We start from the raw sequence: 17894 nt of genomic DNA on the forward strand, positions 1-17894 counted from the left end.
AGGCAAAGCAAAAGCTCCTGCACAGCCTCAGAGCCACGCAGGAGCCATTTTACGAATCAGAACAGGGGAGAATGCTTACCAGAACCAGTAGCGCTTCTTGACGACGATATAGGCCACAACAATGCCGACCATCACAAAGCCGCCCGCAATGAAGAATGTCCAGTCCATCTCAGCAAAGCGGAGGTTCTCCGTGGTGAGCAGATACTCGCCCGCCGTGTCCGCGCCCAGGGTGTTATCTTTGAACGCGTTCAGGAACTGCCACTTGGAGGCGACGGTGTTATAGAGGTAAATGCGGCTGTAGGCAGCATAATCACCGGTAAAGGTGATCTCCACCGTGCCGGGCAGTGCCTCGCCGTTGTTCAGGACGAAGTTAACGCCGTGCTCCGAGGGGGTAAAGGTGAGGGCCGTGTCCACCGGGGCAGAGGTGTTTTTGATGCTGCTGCCCACAAAGCGGAGGCTGTAGCCGTCGCCGTTGACCACCAGCGTCTTGTTGTTGGCGCGCAGGGCGTTCAGGGCATCCGAAGAGACCACAGGAGCTTCCTGCTGGGAGAGGGCCACCGTATCGGAAGCCGCATTCTCAATGGCGGCGACGACAGGATCCGTGGGAGTCTCGTCGGCCGGGGTGCCGTCACCGGAGTTGTCACTGTCGCTGGAAGCGGAGGCCGTGCGGTTGACGATGACCGTCACCGAGGAGGAGACCGTGCCATTGGAGACAATGACCGAGGTGGCACCCGTGCTTACGCCGGTGATGACGCCGCTGCCGTTGACGGTAGCGATCTTGGAGTCGTTGGATTTGAAGGTCAGGCTCTGGGAGGCCGTGGAGGGGGCTACGCTGCCCGTGATGGTCTTGCTGGAACCCGGCTTGAGCACTACATAGTTGGTGTTCAGAGAGAGAGACTGGGGAACGACCGAGCCGCTGGCGACGACCTTGATGGTAGCCGAGGCGCTCACGCTGCCGCTGGTGGCGGTAATGGTGGCGGTACCGGGGGCAATGCCGGTGATCTTGCCAAAGCTGTTCACGGTAGCCACGCCCTCGTTGGAGGAGCTGAGGCTTACGTCCGCATAGTTGGCGGCGCTGGTGGGCAGCACGGCCAGCGAGAGGGAAGTGGTGTCACCCACCGCGATGGTGTTGGACGCCAGCGTGATGTCCATTTCCGTCACCACCATGGAGGCGTCCGGCTCGGTGGTAATGGTGTACAGGCAGCTCTGGTCGCTGACCGTGGCGGCAACGTGAGCGGTGCCAAGGCCAACGGCCTGGGCCACGCCGTCCGACGTGACCGACACGATGTTGGGGTTATCGGAAACAAAGCTGACATTGGCACGCTTGGCGGCCTTTTCCGGCAGGATGTCCGGCGAAAGCTGCTGGGCGGTGCCCACCGTCATGGTGGCGGCATAGTCACCGGGGGCAATGCTCTCCACGGCCACCGTGGTCCAGGGCATGGTAATGGCCGCTGCAGCACTCAGGGGACTGGCAGCCGTGGCGGGCAGGGCCGCGCCAGCGGCCAGCAGGCCCAGCAGCACGGCACTTGCGGCCAGCTGTTTGGGGAAAGATCTCATGTTTTGTACCTCTTTGGGCGTTCAGTTTGGATGGGGAGGGGCTTAGCGGAACAGGACGCCCAAAGCTTCCATCGCGTATTCAAAGTAAGTCAGCTGGTCGTACTCGACGCGGGCGGTGACACTCATACCGTTGGAGAGGTCCACCTTATCGCCGCTGTTGCTGACAACGTAGGTGCTGTCCGGGGTAATGGTCATTTTGTAGTAGGAGCCGGAGGAGCTGGCGGTCACGTCGCTGTCAATGGAGGTGACGGTGCCCGTCAGGCTGCCGTAGGAATACTCCGAAAGGCCGGTAATGGCGATCTTGCAGGGGTCGCCCACATGGATGAGCGGACGGTCGCTGACGGTAGCGTAGGCCACCACTTCCAGGTCGCTGTTCTCGCTGGCGACGGTAGCCAGGGGCGAGCCGGCGCTCAGCACCATGCCCACCTTATAGGGGGTGTCCATGTGGATGACGCCGGAGGTGGGGGCATAGATGTAATAATCGTTCGCGCCCGTGTTCAGGGCATCCAGCTGGGACTGGATGGAGTCAATATTGCTCTGGATGGAGGTCAGGTTGGCAGAAATGCTCTGCAGGGTGGAGTAGTACAGGTTCTCAACGGTGCTCTGGTTCTGCTCCATCAGGGTCTTGATCTGCTCGTCCGAGTAACCGGCCGCCTGGTAGGGGGCCGCGTCGAACGCGTTCTGTGCCACCTGGCTCTTGTAGGTCTCGTACTGGTAGTAGTAGGGCTGGTCGTCAATGTCCGTCTCGCTGAAGTAGTTCTTGTCGTCCTGGATGGACTTGACCAGCTTCTCGTACTGGCTCTTCTGCTTTTTGTAGAGGGCCAGCTGGTTCTCGTAGCTCTCGGTCTGAATGTCCAGGTCGGTGCTCTTGATGTGGGCAATGAGGTCGCCCTCGTTGACATAGCTGCCCTCGGAGACGTTCAGCTCGGTGATGGCGCCGGAGTAGCTGGACATGATGTAGGTCTTGTTGGCAGCCTGCACCGTGCCGGTGGACTGGCTGACATAAGTGCGGTAGTTCTTGGTGCTCCACAGCAGCAGGTACACCATGAGGAAGCCCGTCAGGATGATGAGCGCGTAGCCGTAGGGCGGCAGCTTCTTGTCCATCATGATGCGGCGGTCCTGCAGCTCGTCGAGATTATAGATGTGGGTGGTGTTCGTCATATTACTTGGTCTCCATAAAAACGTCAACAACCGCGTCATCGTCGTCCTGGTTGACAAAGATGGTGTAGACATTGCCGTTGAGCTCCAGCTCGTTTTCAAAGGCAAAGATGTTCAGCTTCTGGCTGGCGAGGCCACTCTGGCTCATGGGGCCGGTGTAGTGGGCGTACAGGCAGCCGCGCACGCGGAGAACAGCGTCCTGGGTGTAGCCCGGCTCCATGCGGGGGATGAGCTGGGTGGTCTGCTGCATCATGTAGACTTCCGGCTGGGGGTTGGGGCCGCCGGGGATCTTGACGCACTGGATCATGGGGCCAATGGGCTGGGCGTTGTTGCTCTTCATAAAGTTCTGCATCTGGGTCAGAACGATCTGGAGGTTGGCAAACTCTTCCGCCTCGATCTTGCGGGCCAGCACATTGGTCAGCTTGAGGGTCTTGTTTTGTGCAATTTGAATCTCTCTCATGATATTGTCCACCTGTTCTGTTAGATTTTGCCCTCCGGCAGGGGAGGGGTGTAATAGGCAATCGTAATAAGAAAACCTCTGTTAGTCATCATCATCAGCCGGCAGCGCACAGCGTTCCTGAATGATGTTGTGAATCTGCGCACAGACACTGTCAAAGCTGCGGTCAACATCCCGGTTGGAAAAACGCAGGACTTTTAAACCATAAGCCCGTAAAATCTGGCTGCGTTCCTCATCGTAACACTTGCCTTGCTCAGTATAATGCTGTGAGCCGTCAATTTCAATTACAAGCCGTGCATCGGCACAATAAAAATCGACAATAAAGGATTCAATAATGCGCTGCTTGTAGATTTTGACCGGGTAACTGCGCAAAAACCGATACCAGAGCTTCGTTTCCTGTGGGGTCATTTCACGCCGCAATTTCCGCGCGGTTTCCAGCATTCTGAAATTTTTAACGACAGTCGTCTTTTTCATAGTGTTGATGAACGCATAGCGTTTTGCAGAAACCTTGCGGCCTGCCAAGGCCTCTCCCTTTGGGAGAGGTGTCACCGCAGGTGACGGAGAGGGCAAGGACGCAAACGGAAGAACCGGAAGCATAACGATATGCAGGCTTTTGGTGAAAGTTATCGTATCGCAGGCAAGGTGATATTTGTCCACGGGCTTGCCCTCTCAGGCGCTTATGCGCCAGCTCTCCCAAAGGGAGAGCCCTTGGCAAAGAGGGGAGGTACAGAGGTTTTCCCTTTACGATCACCTATTACTTGTTGCAGTAATAAGTGATGTTCTCTATCTGTCCACATTCTGCTCGCAGAATGTACACAAATAGAAAGTGTGCCAGAAGGCTCACGCCTCCTGGCACACCATAGCGAGGCATTATCATCTACCTCGCCCTAACGAGTAGGGCGGTGCAAATGCAATACACTTCCTATTTAGTTTATGAGACTAATTAGAAGCTGCCGTTGCCGAAGACATCATAACGGCCCTCAGCGACGTTGCTCTTGGTGGTGCTGGTGCCCAGAGTGTAGACAGCAGCCAGAGCGCCGATACCCTGCATGAACTTGTTGAAGCCATTGGTCTCCTTATCGCCGTTGGGATCCAGGGCATTCCACAGAGCCTTGTTCTTGCCGAAGATGGTGATCTTCTTATCCTTATCGTAGCCCCATGCCTCTGCAACATCATCGTCCTTGGTGCCCCAAGCGCCGCTGAACATAACGCCCAGAGTAGCGCCCAGAACCTTGGAGACATAAGAGTTGCCGATGATGGTGATCAGGTTGGTGTTGAAAGTCTTGACGTTAGCAGCACCCCAGACAGGAGCGGTAACAGAGCCGATAGCCTCCAGCAGGCCGCCACCGACAACATAGGTCATTTCGTTCTCTGCGATAGCAGAATAGTTTGCAGGCATCATCATAATGAATTACTCCCTTCAAATGATTGAATCAAATTTACACGGCCTTTTTCCGGATGCGCATCCTTTCAAAAGCCAATTTATGTAACTGAGTGCGCACTCAGTTGCAACTTAATAAGTCATGGCGTCCTCGCCATCGTCGTCTTCTTCCACAACGGCGGCAGGAGCCGGGGCGGGTGCTTCTTTCTTGCGGCGGAAGATCCCCTGCTGCAGGTTCCAGAGCTCGTAATACTTGCCCTGCTTTGCCAGCAGCTCGTCGTGGGTGCCGCGCTCCACGATCTCGCCATGATCCATGACCAGGATCAGGTCACAATCACGGACGGTGGAAAGGCGGTGGGCCACGATCAACATGGAACGATCAGCCAGCTGATTGTAGATCATATCGAAGATGGTGTTTTCAGTACCAAAATCGAGGCTGCTGGTCGCTTCATCAAAGATATAGAGGTTGGAATCTTTCAGGAACGCACGAGCCATCGCAATGCGCTGCTTCTCACCACCGGAGAGGCCGTTGCCGGCTTCTTCCAGATAAGTGTTGTACTGCAGCGGCAGCTTGCGGATAAACTCGTGGGCGTCTGCCTTTTTGGCAGCAGCCTTGACCTCGTCGATGGTCGCGTCCGGCTTGGAGATCCGAATGTTATCATAGAGGGTCTTGCTGAAAAGCTCCACGTTCTGGGGCACGTAGGCGATCGCGCGGCGGACGGACTGATTGCTGTACTCGTCCAGATTGACGCCATTGACGTCGATCTCACCGCTTTCCGGCTCATAATACTTGAGCAGGAGTTTGGTGATCGTGGATTTGCCGCTGCCGCTCTGGCCAACCAGCGCCACTTTCTTTCCTTTCGGGATCGTAAAGGACACATGATTCAGGGCAGGGGAACGGCTGCCGTACCGGAACGTGACATCTTTGAACTCGATGTCACCATCTATCTGCTCCATCTCGGTGTATTCCCGATCGTCTTTCTGCTCGGATTCATAGTCCATGATCTCCGTCAGACGCTTCATGGAAATCTGTGCTTCCTGAATCGACATCTGCATGCTGATCAGGTCGCTCACCGGAGAGGTGAAGTAGCTGGAAAGGGTGCTGAACGCCATATAGCTGCCCAGCGTCATGTTGCCATTCAACACCTGCATGATACCCACGTAAGAGGTGACCATGCCGAGAATGGTGGAGATCAAAGCAGAGAACAGAGACTGTCCGGTGCTGATCTTACTGGAACGAATGCTGATCTTCATACTCTTGATGTATTCACGCTCAAGAGTTTCCAGCTCGCGGTCCTCATTGGCATTGCACTTGACGGTCTCGATGCCGCGGAGGCTCTCGATCATCTGGCTGTTGAGGACGGCCGACTGCTGCATCGTCTCTTCATTGATCCGCTTGTAGGGCTGCTTATAAATAATGACAAGCAGCAAACTCAGCAGAAGAGTGAAGACCGAGATGGAGAAGAGGGTCGCGTTCATCCGGAACAGGACGATGCCGGTGGCTACCGCCATCACGATATCCATGACCACACTCAGCGCAATGCTGGTGAAGACGGACTTGATGGTGGACGCGTCCGAATAACGGGTGGTGATCTCACCGGTCTTTCGGGTGGCGAAGAACTTCATGGGCAGTTTGTACACATGCCCGAAGTACCCCAGCATCAGTGGGATGTCGATCTTGATGGACAGGTGGATCAGAATCCACTGGCGCACTGTACTGATCAGTGTGCTCGTGATGCTCACAATGCTGAACACCAGGATCATCGAAACAAGTAAGCTCTTTAACCCATACGGCAGGATCTCATCCATCAATATTTTATTAAACATCGAGGATGCGATGCCCAGCACCGTGAGGATGACCGAGCTGACGATGGCATAGATAAAAAGTTTTTTCTGGGGCAGCAGCAGGTTGATGTACCGCTTGAACATGCTGCCCTGTTTTTCCTTGCCGCCCTTGAACTCCGAGGTGGGGTTCATCAGGAGCAAAACACCCGTAAAGTTTTTGTAGAACTCATCCAGCGAGATCTTTTTCAGCTCGTTGGCAGGGTCGCCGATGACGACGTAATCCTTGCACTTGTACTTTTTGCTCTCGTCGGCTTTCCGCTCTTCTTCTTTGCGGACATGCTTGCGGCGGGCATCATCGTCCTTGATGGTCGTCTTTTTAAAGATGACCACAAAGTGGGCCAGGCCCTGGTCGGTGATGACCTGCGCAATGGCAGGAAGAGTAAAATCGCTTAAGAAGTTTTCGCGGTCTACGCGTACCGCCGCTGTGTCAAACCCCAGCTCGTTGGCGGCTTTCTGCAGACCCGTGAGGTTTGTGCCTTTCAGGTCAGTGCCCATCATGTCGCGCAAGCGGGTGATGGTGATCTCTTTTTTGTAGTGGAGGCACACCATGGCGAGACTGGCAGCTGCACAGTCCGTCGTGTCGTGCTGCCGGACGTAGGTATAACGCATAGATGCTTCCTATTCTTTGGAATCTATTTCAAAACAACAGTCCTATTCTACCATGATATTCCTGCTTTCGCAAGTAGGAATTTTCAATGGTGCAATAAACTGACCCTCCCTGCCAAGGCCTCTCACTTTGGGAGAGGTGTCACCGTAGGTGACGGAGAGGGCAAGGATGCTGACAAGATAACACTTGCACTGCGATACGACATCCCTTTGGAAAAGGCATCTTATCGCAATGTGCAATATCTATTCTGACGGGCTTGCCCTCTCAGGCGCTTGCGCGCCAGCTCTCCCAAAGGGAGAGCTCTTGACAATGAGATACAGTTTATTGTTTACAAGGAACCGCTGGTTTTGACACACGAACAAAGGCTTCTTTCGCTTCCCTATAAAGCAGCGCATAGCCCCCTGCTTTGCTCTGCCCTGATGCGGAAACAGAGCAAAGCAGAGGCCAAGCTGCTTATCAAAAGAAGGGAGCGCCTACCCTTTGATCAAGTCATTGCTCTAGGGATTTTTGCTCAAATCTCCTAAAGCTTGGGTGTAGTATAACACAATATGGCGCTTTCTTCAAGAGGACATTTTTTAAGAAACCATTAATTTTTGAAAAAAATGTGAAAAAGGTTCCAAAATCGTAACAGAAAATGCAAACAAAAAGGCGACAAGCCTTTCGACTTGCCGCCTTTTTGTTTAAAGCACAATCAGATCTTGCCGGTAGTGCCGAGGAACTTGACTTCCTTGACATACTTCTTGGTCTCGTTGGTGCCCAGCTGATAAACAGCAGCGCCCAGACCAACAACCTGCATAAACTTATTGAAGCCGTTCAGCTCCTTGGAGCCGCCAGCGATGCCATACTTCACGATGCCGGACAGGCTGCCGTTATCGCCGAAGAAAGAAGACATCGGGCCGTCGCCGCCCCAGTTGCCACCGAACATGACACCCAGAGTTGCGCCAACCAGCTTGGAGACATAAGAGTTACCAATGATGGTCACCAGGTTGGTGTTGAAAGTCTTGACATTAGCAGCGGTCCAGATCGGAGCGGTAACAGAACCGATAGCCTCGATCACGCCGCCGCCGACGACATAAGTCATCTCGTTCTCTGCAACAACAGAGAAGTTTGCAGGCATCATCATAATGAATTACTCCCTTCAAATGAATGAATCGTATTAAAACGGCCCCTCCGTGGATGCGCATCTCACAGCGGACCTATGTAACCGAGTGCGCACTCGGCTCCATCAAACTTAAAAATTATATCAGGCACTGCAAATGGGCAGAACCCACCATTGACCGGATATAACAGCTTTATAGTACCACACAATTCCAGCTTCCACAAGGGGAAAACGGAAAAACATGACAAAAAACCTTTAAAGCTTGGTAGTAGTGTAACACAATATGGCAGTTTCTTCAAGAGGACATTTTTTAAGAAACCATTAATTTTTGAAAAAACTGTGAAAAAAGCAACAAAACTGTTACACACGCAACGCAAAAAACAAGCGGTGAACCGTAAAGCTCACCGCTGCGATGGCGCCTCTTGCCTGACTCGAACAGGCGACACCCTGATTAACAGTCAGGTGCTCTAACCGACTGAGCTAAAGAGGCAAATTTTCAATTTGGTGCCGTCCACTGACTGCAAGTGGTATTATATCGCATGTCGGGCAGGAATGCAAGCGTTTTTTGCAGAAAACTTTACGGTCTGCCAAAGCCTCTCCCTTTGGGAGAGGTGTCACCGTAGGTGACGGAGAGGGCAAGGATGTTACCAAGAACAAACAAACGCAGCGATACGAAGACTTCTGGTTAGAGTCATCGTATCGCAGGCAAAGAGGTATTTGTCCACGGACTTGCCCTCTCAGGCGCTTACGCGCCAGCTCTCCCAAGGGGAGAGCCCTTGGCAAAACGGAAAACATCCACTCCGACACCTTTCCCGCTCTTACCGTGGTACGATATCTCAAAAGGGGGCGGGTGTATCAAAACAGTCATCTATCTGGATGTGCTCCTGCTGACCAATTTTGTGCTGGGAACGCTGTTTCTGCTGGCGGCGGGACTGGTCAGCGGCCAGCGGTGCAGCGGCGGGCGGGCTCTCTGCGGGGCGGCGGTGGCTGCGGCTTCCTCGCTGGCGCTGCTGGCCCCCACAGCGCCGTGGAGCGTCGGGCTGCTCTACAAGGGCGGCACCGGGGCGCTGGCCGTGGCCGCGGCCTATGGCTGGCCGGGGTGGCGGGCTTTTGTGCGGCTGCTGGCGTGGTTCTGGCTGCTCAACCTGATGCTCACCGGGGCGGTGCTGCTGCCCGGGGCCCGGATGGAGGTGAACAACCTCAGCGTCTATCTGCCGCTTTCGCCGGAGGTGCTGCTGGTGAGCGCCGGCTGTGTGTACGGCGGGCTGACGTTGGCCCTCCACCTGCTGGGGGACGGGAAAAAAGCCTGTTTTCCGGCAGAGCTGGAGATAGCGGGCGTGGTGCTCCCTGTCCGGGCGTTCCACGATACCGGGTTTGGGGTGCGGGAGCCGCTCTCCGGCTGCGGGGTGGTGCTGGTACGCTTTGCGGCCGTGGAAGCCCGGCTGCCGCCTGCCTTACGTACTTATTTAAAAGAAACGTTTTCCGGGAGCGGCATCCTGCCCCCGCCGGAGCTGGGGGTGCGGCTCGTCCCCTGCGATACAGTGGCGGGGCACTGCCTGCTGCCTGCCGTCCCGGCGCAGGCGCTGCGTTGGACGGCCCGGGGACGGCAGCAGACACGGCATGGCCTGTATGCCGCCTTTTGCGATACGCCGCCCCCGCCCCCGGGCTGGACGCTGCTGGTGGGGTCGGATGTGATGGAGGGATCATGATGCTTCAAAGATTGAAACTGCTGTTTGATCGGCTGTGGGCTGCCCTGGCCTGCCCGGGCGGGGTACACTATGTCTCCGGGGCGCAGAGTCTTCCGCCGCCCCTGACGCCGGAGGAGGAAAAGCAGCTCCTTGCCCGGATGATGGCAGGCGACGCTGCCGCCCGGGATGAGCTCATCACCCACAACCTGCGGCTGGTGGTCTACCTGGCCAAAAAGTACGAGAGCAGCGGGGTGCCGCAGGAGGATGTGATCTCCATTGGCACCATCGGGCTCATCAAGGCCGTGAATACGTTCACGCCCGAGCGGAACATCAAGCTGGCAACGTATGCTAGCCGCTGCATCGGGAACGAAATTTTGATGTACCTGCGCAAAAGCTCCAACCGGCGGCAGGAGGCCAGCATTGACGAGCCCCTCAACATTGACGGCGACGGCAACGAGCTGCTGCTTTCGGATGTGCTGGGCAGCGACGAGAACCAGGTGGGCCTCCGGCTGGAGCAGGACGCCGAGCGGGCCACCCTGCGGCGCTCCGTGGAGCGGCTGAACCCCCGGGAGCGGCAGATCATGGAGCTGCGCTTTGGACTCGTGGACGGTGTGGAGCGCACCCAGAAAGAGGCCGCCGACGCCATCGGCATCAGCCAGAGCTACATTTCCCGGCTGGAAAAGCGCATCATCCGAGACTTGCGCAAACAGTTAGAAGAAACCTGAAAATATTCCCATGAATGGGATACACCCTCCCCGCCCATACTTCCGGTGAAGTCCAAACGAAACCGGAGGGCGGGGGATGTACAACAAAGTCGAACTGTGCGGCGTCAATACCGCGGAACTGCCGGTGCTGTCAGAGCAGGAAAAGCGCCAGCTGCTGACCCGGGCGCGGGCAGGGGACCAGAGCGCCCGCCAGAGCATGATCGAGGGCAACCTGCGGCTGGTGCTCAGTGTGGTGCAGCGGTTTGCCCAGCGGGGCGAGAACCTGGACGACCTGTTTCAAGTGGGCTGCATCGGGCTCATCAAGGCCATCGACAACTTTGACCCGGCGCAGGAGGTGCGGTTCTCCACCTACGGGGTGCCCATGATCATCGGCGAGATCCGGCGCTTTCTGCGGGACAACAACGCCCTGCGGGTGAGCCGCAGCCTGCGGGATACGGCCTACCGGGCCATGCAGAGCCGGGAGCAGCTGGAAAAGAAACTGGGCCGGGAGCCGACCGTGGAGGAGATCGCCCGGCAGGCCGGGATGTCCCGCCGGGAAGTGGCGGCGGCTCTGGAATCGGTGGTGGAGCCCATCAGCCTCGAGGAGCCGGTCTATACCGATGGCGGGGACGCCATGTATGTTATTGACCAGGTGCGGGACCCGGACGGTGAGGACAGCTGGATCAGCGGGCTGCAGTTCCGGCAGACGGTGGCCGGGTTGACCCCGCGGGAGAAGAAGATCATGGAGCTGCGCTACCTCAAGGGCAAGACCCAGATGGAGGTGGCAAAGGAGATCGGCATCAGTCAGGCACAGGTCAGCCGGCTGGAAAAGGCCGCGCTGGGGCAGTTCCGAACCGGGGAAAAATAACAAAACCGGCGTGCAGAGCCCGGAAAGGGCGGACCGCGCGCCGGTTTACTGTGATATTTTCAGGGAGAGTGTTGATATTTACGGCGGGTAGCCGCTCCGCCCCGCAGATGGCGTTCTGCTTTGTTGCGGGCCAGCACAGCCTGCACCTGAGCGAACAACCCTGGACTGACCGCCCGCAGGCGGGTGGAGACGTCTTTGTGGACGGTGGATTTGCTGCATCCAAAGGCCTGCGCGGCGCCCCGCACCGTGGCGTGGTGCGCGACGATGTATTCGCCCAGCTGGACTGCCCGCTGTTCCGGATCTCCTTTCATGGCCAACGCCTCCCACCCTGAATTGCTTACTAGAAAATATGCGGCCCGGGGCGGCAATATGTCTGCCGGGGCTTGACATTTGCCCTGCAGCGGATATACTGGAACTGGACATAAAAACAGGGGCGCCGAAAGGCTGAGATCTGCACGTGGCAGAGTACCCTCGAACCTGATCCGGGTAATGCCGGCGTAGGTAGTTTGCGGAAAGTCCGGATTTTTCACAAACAGCCCATGCGCCTGCGGAATGCGGGCGCGTTTTTGTTTTTGTGTACTACTTATAAGAGAAGAGGAATCTCTATGTCGAAAACCTACTCCAAGACCCGTATCCTGGTGGAGTGCGCTCTGATGATCGCCATTGGTACGGTGCTGTCCAACATCAAGATCTTTACCATGCCCAACGGTGGCTCTGTTACCCTGCTGAGTATGCTGCCGTTCGTGCTGGTGTCGTTCCGTCACGGCGTCAAGTGGGGCCTGTTTACAGGCCTGGTCAATGGTTGCCTGCAGATGCTGCTGGGCTTCTGGGCACCTCCGACCCCGACGTTCATCTATTTCCTGGGCGAAGTGCTGCTGGACTATCTGGTGGCCTTTATGGCACTGGGCATGGCAGAGCTGTTTGCCCGTCCGTTCAAGAACCGGATGGTCGGTGTGGCCGTGGGTACCGCTGTGGCAGGCTTCCTGCGGTTTATGTGCAGCTTCCTGTCCGGTGTCCTTGTCTGGGGCAACCTGAGCGACGGCCTGAGTGCCTGGACTTACAGCCTGGTGTATAACGCCAGCTACATGCTGCCCGAAACGCTCATCACCGTGGTGGGCGCTGTGCTGCTGATCCGTGTTGCACCACAGATCTTTGACCGCCAGTACGCCAAGGCCTGATGGCATAGGAAACGGAATGAACCATAAAAATCTCCGCCGGAGCTGTAGATGTGCCCTGGCGGAGATTTTTTGTACAGAAAGTTTGTAAAAACCGTTGACAAGTCTGACTTTGCCTGCTATAATTACTAGCGTCGTCACGGACGACAACAAACATCTGGGGGTTTAGCTCAGCTGGGAGAGCGCTTGCATGGCATGCAAGAGGTCACCGGTTCGATCCCGGTAATCTCCACCAAAAAAAGCACTGTACTTCGTAGGAAGTATGGTGCTTTTCTTTTTTCTGATGCCGCTGCAGCCGTTGATTTTTTGATACCAAAAAAGACACCCTCGCTTTTGATAGGAATCTCATGCAGGAATGTCCATATCTCAACGCGAAGGTGTCTTATCGCAATTTTCAAAAATAGTGCCTATCGAAACGGCATATTTGCGATATGCAGTTTGCGGATGTTGCTTGTGCATTAAAAACGCAAACTGCTATAATAACGAGGGTCATCTCATCACGGCTACGATCTCTTTTATGATGTTTAGCAGCCGATGAAATTGTTCTGGGAAAAGATCACGGGTAATCTGAGAGAAATACTGCAATGCAGCAGTATTCATATCAACCATTGCGCTTTTTTGCGGGCAATCATCAGATGCCACGGAACGTAAAGGTGAACTCCACAGGCTTGGTCACATCAGGAATATACTCCGGGTGGACATTGGCACCCCAGCTGTCATCGCCGCCAACGCCCATCTGCTCGCCCATAGCACGGATGACCGTGTAATGGACCGGGGGCAGCTCGTAGGGATGCTTGGCACTCTCCATTTCATGGGGAGTGTAGGGCAGCGCAGAGAAGAACATGGGCTTTGCGGCATCTGCGGTAAACAGCAGCCCGCGACCCTTGCGGTCCACCACCTTTGCCCAGCGCACAGCGGTCTTTGCACCGCACTCCTGCGGCACAAGGTACTGCGCCATGTTGTCTGCAACCTTGTTCTGGTAAATGCCCAGCTTGGCACCATGCTGACGATCCCAGTAGGTCTCCGCAGGGCCGTTTCCGTACCACTCCACCGTGTCGTAGTCAGCGTCGATCTTGAACAGTACGCCGAACTCCGGCATTGCTGCAAGTCCTTCCACCGGGTCATAGTGCAGGGTGGTCTGGATGCGGCCATCACCGAACACACGGTACTGCAGGCTGCACTCTGCTGCGGGGCTGGTCTGGAGGTTATAGAGATAGGTCACGACCACGCTGTCGGCTTCCACCTCGCAGGTGGGGTTCTGGAGGATGGTGCCGCCATGAACAGACGGAATCTCCTTGCCGATGCCCTTGGCGGTAGCGTACAGGCTTGCCAGCTTCCACTGACCGCGAACGCCACCCATGTTGTTGCCGCAGTCGTTGTCGGTGGGAGCGCGCCAGAAGTTGGGACGGGGGATCTCCTGAATCATCTCCTTGCCAGCATAGCGGTAGGAAGTCAGACCGCCGTTCAGATCGGAGAACAAAACATCGAAATTCTCACCCCGGACACCGATGTTGTGTGTACCGTGCGTAACGGTAAACGGCGTGACCTTCTTGCTGGGAATGGAACGGACCACAGCGATCACACCCTGTCCAAAGGCGACTTCATGGCCCTTCTTTGCCCAGCTGGTGTCCTCTTTCAAACGGAAGCTGATGGTCACTGCATATTCACCGGGGAGCGCAGAAACCATAAACGGCAGCGGGAAGCTGGAACGCTCTTCGGGAGCAACATCAATATTGGCTAGTTTCTGCTGCTGATACAGCTTTCCATCACGGTGCAGCAGTGCAACGCAGTCGAAAGCACCCGTAGAGGTGAACAGGTTCTTATTCCAGACTTCAAAGCCAGAGTTGTCGATGGAAATGGCGATGTTCTGATAGCAGAACTTGACCTCCTGCATCTTGGGAGAAGGAGCACGGTCACCACCGTAGGCAATGCCGTTTCCGCTGAAATTATAGTCGGTAGGACGCTCACCGAAGTCGCCGCCGTAGGCTTGGAACCACTTGCCGTAGCGGTCTTTTTTCCAGATGGACTGGTCGATGTAATCCCAGATGAAGCCGCCCTGATAGCCGCAGTCCTTCTGGTCGGCAAGTTCCGTGTACTTGTATAAAGCACCGTTGGAGTTGCCCATAGCATGAGAATATTCGCACTCGATATAAGGCCGCTGATCGCCCTGTGCCAGATACTCTTTAATGTCCTTGACCGTGCTGTACATGTGGCTCTCGATATCGGTGGTTTCGAGGAAGCGGGGATCATTGACCACACCTTCGTAATGCACCAGACGGGTGTCATCAAAGCGGCGGACCATCTCTGCCATCTGGAGCAGGGTCTCACCACCAAACGATTCGTTGCCCAGAGACCAAATCAGAACAGCAGGATGGTTTTTGTCACGCTGGTAAGTGGAATTCATGCGGTCAAACAAGACAGCTTTCCACTCCGGCTTATCATTGGGCAAAACGCCCTCGATGCCGCGAATGCCCGCCTGATGAATGTCCCATGTGCCATGGGATTCCAGATTGTTCTCTGCGATCAGATACAGACCATACTCGTCGCACAGGTCGTACAGTGCATCCTGATTCTGGTAATGGCTGGTGCGGATGGCATTGATGTTGTTCTGCTTCATGGTGATGATATCCCGAAGCAGTTCCTCATGGGTGTGTACGCCCACAGCACGACCCGTAATGGAGCTGAACTCATGACGGTTGGCACCCTTGAACACGATGCGCTTGCCGTTGAGCAGCATCCGATTGTTCTTCAACTCGAACTTGCGGAAACCGACTTTCTGCCCGGTCACCTCTACCAGATGGCCTGCATCGTCCAGCAGCTCGATTTCCAATTCATACAGAGCCGGGTCCTCTGCACTCCACAGGTGGGGGCTCTCCACCGCATGGCTGAACAACGCAGAGCCGCCGTTCAGTGCGATTTTTTCGGAGAACACTTCCAGCTCACTGCGGCGCAGGGTCAGACGGGCTGCGCCCTTGCCCTCCACCTGCAATGCAACTTCCAGCGTGGAATGAGCGAAATCATCCCCGGCAAACAGCGTTTTGACGGATACATCTTCCAGATGCACGGCGGGGATGGCGTACAGCCACACGCTGCGGAAGATGCCGGAGAAGCGGAAGAAGTCCTGATCTTCGCACCAGCTGGAGGAAGTCCACTTGAACACCTGCACAGCAAGTTTGTTCACGCCCGGCTGGAGATAGGGAGTCAGATCGAATGCGTGTGCGGAGAAGCTGTCCTCGGTGTAACCCACATAAGACCCGTTCAGCCAAAGAGCCATGCCGCTTTCCACACCCTCGAACTCGATGTGGACGGGCTTGCCCTGCATGGATTCCGGCAGCTCGAAGTATTTTACATAGCTTGCCACCGGATTGAACCGCTGCGGGATCTCGCCCGGCTGTACTTCTTCACGGCCATCCCACGGATACTGAACATTCGCGTACTGGGGAATGTCGTAGCCCTCCATCTGGATGTGTGCCGGAACATGAATGTCATCCCAGCCGCTGCAATCGTAATCCGTCTTTTCAAAGCCGGGGATGGCACTGGTGTAGTTCTTTGCATAGGCGAATTTCCAGATACCGTCCAGCTTCAGCGCCAAAGAAGAGGAGCCTGTCCGATATTCTTCGCGGGAAGCGTAAGTACGGAAATTTGCATGAGCATTCAGCACGTTTTCCTTGAAAAAGGTGGGGTCTTTTACTTTTGCAAAATCAAATGCAGCCATAGTATTTCCTCATTTACCTTTTATAATTTTATAATATTTCTCCAGCCTCCCCGGAGGAATCGCTGGATTCCTCCGGGGAACAGCAGATGAAGGAGAAATGATAATGGCTTCTTATCAGGCTGCTGCACGCAGCTTTTCATTTGCTTCTTCGACTTTCAGACGAGACAGAATGAAGGTGATGATGGCATCCAGAGCGAAGGGAATCACAAGATACATGATCTTCAGCATCGAGATGCAGGATTCGGGCTGGACAGCCAGCGCACGATCGAAATGGCTTGCAGCCAGCAGCCAGCCGGTGAAGGCGGTACCCAGACCGCCGCCAAGTTTTACGCCCAGAGAAGTGCAGGAGTACATCGTGCCATCCACGCGCTTATGCTTCGTCAGCCAAGTATATTCCGAGCAAGCAGCAATCGCAGCGTTCATATCGCCCTGCCAAGGACCCTGACCAAGAGCAGCGATTGCGGTAAAGAGCAGCATCAGGGGAACATTACCGCTGCCCATATAACCTGCCACAGCGACCAGTGCACGGGCAATGGTTGCCAGAGTATAGCTCATGACGTTCAGCTTGTACATTCCGCTCCATTTGGCAACCAGCGTCGGGGTGAATACCAGAGCGATGATCAGAGGAATATTGACTGCCCAAGAGAACACGCCAAACAGATTCTGGTTGCCAAGGATGTAGGTTGCATAGTAGGTGCCCATGCTGATCATGGCACCGTAGATCTGCTGCAAAATGTAGGTGACGCAAATCATCATATAATATTTGTTCCCAGCAAGCAGCTTTGCAGCCTGAACCAGATTGTACTTTTCGTCCTGTTCGATTTCCTTTTTGTCGGTGGTATCCTCCAATTCGCCTTCCGGCAGTTCCTTCACGGAGAAAACGGAGAGGGTGTTGACAAGCAGACCGATGATGGCGTAGATGATTGCAACCGTGCGCCAACCGGCAGCACCACCGCCCAATGCCGTAACAGCACCCAGCGTGATGGACTGGATGAGCAGGCTGGTGGCAAAGGCGAACATGAAACGCCAAGAACCCATCTCGACCTGTTCGGCACTGTTCTTCGTAACGAGAGCAGTCAGTGCAGAGTAAGCAATGTTGTTGGCAGTGTAGAATACAGCGTTCAGCAGAGTATATGCGATCAGGAACCATGCGTACTGTGCAAACTGTCCCAGATTGGTCGGGATGGCGAAAATTGCCACCAGCGTAATGGCACAGCCAATGTAGCCGTACAGCATCCAAGGACGGGCTTTGCCCATCTTAGAATGCGTTTTGTCAATCAGAGAGCCAAAGAAAATGTCCGTCACACCGTCCAGCAGTTTGGAAACTGCAATCAGAGTGCCGACAATACCGGGGTTCAGGCCAACGGTGTTGGTCAGATAGATCATGACGAAGGAGGACAGGAATGCATACACCACGTTGCCCGCAATATCGCCTGAACCATAGCCGACTTTATTATACCACTTTAGATAACGCTTCTCAGTCATTGTGCTTTCTCCCATCTTGCTTGTTTTGTGTGGGCGCGACCAATCTGCTGCGCACTTCAGACTGGAATTCTCATTACGCAGGTTGCCCAAATCTCTTGCGTTTCGTCTGAAAATATTATAAAATCTAATGGAGCGAAAAGATATAGACAAGATGG

At 55.2% G+C, this 17894-nt stretch carries 14 protein-coding genes, 2 tRNA genes and 1 riboswitch; of the genes, 5 read left to right on the forward strand and 11 right to left on the reverse strand.

Annotation, left to right across the window (positions count from 1 at the left end; genetic code table 11):
* Nucleotides 1–75 precede the first annotated feature (75 nt).
* The 8 genes from C4N22_RS04580 to C4N22_RS04615 all read right to left on the reverse strand — a co-directional run bounded on the left by C4N22_RS04580 (nucleotide 76) and on the right by C4N22_RS04615 (nucleotide 8594).
* On the reverse strand, nucleotides 76–1557 hold the full coding sequence (locus tag C4N22_RS04580) for an Ig-like domain-containing protein (RefSeq protein WP_112148144.1): 1482 nt from the start codon (nucleotides 1555–1557) through the stop codon (nucleotides 76–78).
* 42 nt (nucleotides 1558–1599) lie between these two features.
* Nucleotides 1600–2718, reverse strand: a complete 1119-nt coding sequence (locus C4N22_RS04585) for an HlyD family secretion protein (protein WP_112148145.1) — start codon at nucleotides 2716–2718, stop codon at nucleotides 1600–1602.
* 1 nt (nucleotide 2719) lies between these two features.
* Complete coding sequence (locus tag C4N22_RS04590; RefSeq protein ID WP_022256196.1) at nucleotides 2720–3175, reverse strand: hypothetical protein; 456 nt, start codon at nucleotides 3173–3175, stop codon at nucleotides 2720–2722.
* An 81-nt stretch (nucleotides 3176–3256) separates the two neighbouring features.
* On the reverse strand, nucleotides 3257–3829 hold the full coding sequence (locus C4N22_RS04595) for an endonuclease domain-containing protein (RefSeq protein ID WP_242980946.1): 573 nt from the start codon (nucleotides 3827–3829) through the stop codon (nucleotides 3257–3259).
* A 286-nt stretch (nucleotides 3830–4115) separates the two neighbouring features.
* Nucleotides 4116–4577 (reverse strand): hypothetical protein, encoded by a 462-nt coding sequence (locus C4N22_RS04600; RefSeq protein WP_022256198.1) that lies wholly within the window; start codon nucleotides 4575–4577, stop codon nucleotides 4116–4118.
* 108 nt (nucleotides 4578–4685) lie between these two features.
* Entirely contained in the window at nucleotides 4686–7007 is a 2322-nt protein-coding gene (locus C4N22_RS04605; protein WP_022256199.1) for a peptidase domain-containing ABC transporter, read from the reverse strand.
* 689 nt (nucleotides 7008–7696) lie between these two features.
* Entirely contained in the window at nucleotides 7697–8128 is a 432-nt protein-coding gene (locus tag C4N22_RS04610) for a hypothetical protein (protein WP_112115207.1), read from the reverse strand.
* A 389-nt stretch (nucleotides 8129–8517) separates the two neighbouring features.
* Nucleotides 8518–8594, reverse strand: a tRNA-Asn gene (locus tag C4N22_RS04615).
* Nucleotides 8595–8880: 286 nt separating this feature from the next.
* On the opposite strand from C4N22_RS04615, the gene C4N22_RS04620 reads away from it, so the two are divergent.
* The 3 genes from C4N22_RS04620 (at nucleotide 8881) to sigG (ending at nucleotide 11364) form a co-directional block, all read left to right on the forward strand.
* Nucleotides 8881–9813, forward strand: a complete 933-nt coding sequence (locus C4N22_RS04620) for a sigma-E processing peptidase SpoIIGA (protein ID WP_242980947.1) — start codon at nucleotides 8881–8883, stop codon at nucleotides 9811–9813.
* Entirely contained in the window at nucleotides 9813–10517 is a 705-nt protein-coding gene (locus C4N22_RS04625; protein WP_112148146.1) for a sigma-70 family RNA polymerase sigma factor, read from the forward strand. The genes C4N22_RS04620 and C4N22_RS04625 overlap by 1 nt, the downstream gene beginning before the upstream one ends.
* 76 nt (nucleotides 10518–10593) lie before the next feature.
* The gene (gene sigG / locus C4N22_RS04630; RefSeq protein ID WP_022256452.1) at nucleotides 10594–11364 is read left to right on the forward strand and encodes an RNA polymerase sporulation sigma factor SigG; all 771 of its coding nucleotides are present in this window, start codon (nucleotides 10594–10596) and stop codon (nucleotides 11362–11364) included.
* A gap of 59 nt (nucleotides 11365–11423) precedes the next feature.
* Here sigG and C4N22_RS04635 read toward each other — a convergent pair whose 3' ends face one another.
* Nucleotides 11424–11675, reverse strand: coding sequence for a sporulation transcriptional regulator SpoIIID (locus C4N22_RS04635; protein WP_022256451.1), 252 nt, complete (start codon nucleotides 11673–11675; stop codon nucleotides 11424–11426).
* 108 nt (nucleotides 11676–11783) lie between these two features.
* A riboswitch (TPP riboswitch) is annotated at nucleotides 11784–11885 on the forward strand.
* 84 nt (nucleotides 11886–11969) lie between these two features.
* Here C4N22_RS04635 and thiT point away from each other — a divergent pair.
* Entirely contained in the window at nucleotides 11970–12542 is a 573-nt protein-coding gene (gene thiT, locus C4N22_RS04640; RefSeq protein WP_022256219.1) for an energy-coupled thiamine transporter ThiT, read from the forward strand.
* A 156-nt stretch (nucleotides 12543–12698) separates the two neighbouring features.
* Nucleotides 12699–12774, forward strand: a tRNA-Ala gene (locus tag C4N22_RS04645).
* Nucleotides 12775–13170: 396 nt separating this feature from the next.
* On the opposite strand, the gene C4N22_RS04650 is transcribed toward C4N22_RS04645, so the two are convergent.
* Nucleotides 13171–16254: a glycoside hydrolase family 2 TIM barrel-domain containing protein gene (locus tag C4N22_RS04650; RefSeq protein WP_112148147.1), complete on the reverse strand. Its 3084-nt coding sequence runs from the start codon at nucleotides 16252–16254 to the stop codon at nucleotides 13171–13173.
* Between the two features lie 114 nt (nucleotides 16255–16368).
* Nucleotides 16369–17739 (reverse strand): MFS transporter, encoded by a 1371-nt coding sequence (locus tag C4N22_RS04655; protein WP_112148148.1) that lies wholly within the window; start codon nucleotides 17737–17739, stop codon nucleotides 16369–16371.
* Nucleotides 17740–17894 lie beyond the last annotated feature (155 nt).

Origin of the sequence: Faecalibacterium prausnitzii (assembly GCF_003287495.1) — a bacterium.
Lineage (GTDB): Bacteria > Bacillota > Clostridia > Oscillospirales > Ruminococcaceae > Faecalibacterium > Faecalibacterium prausnitzii_I.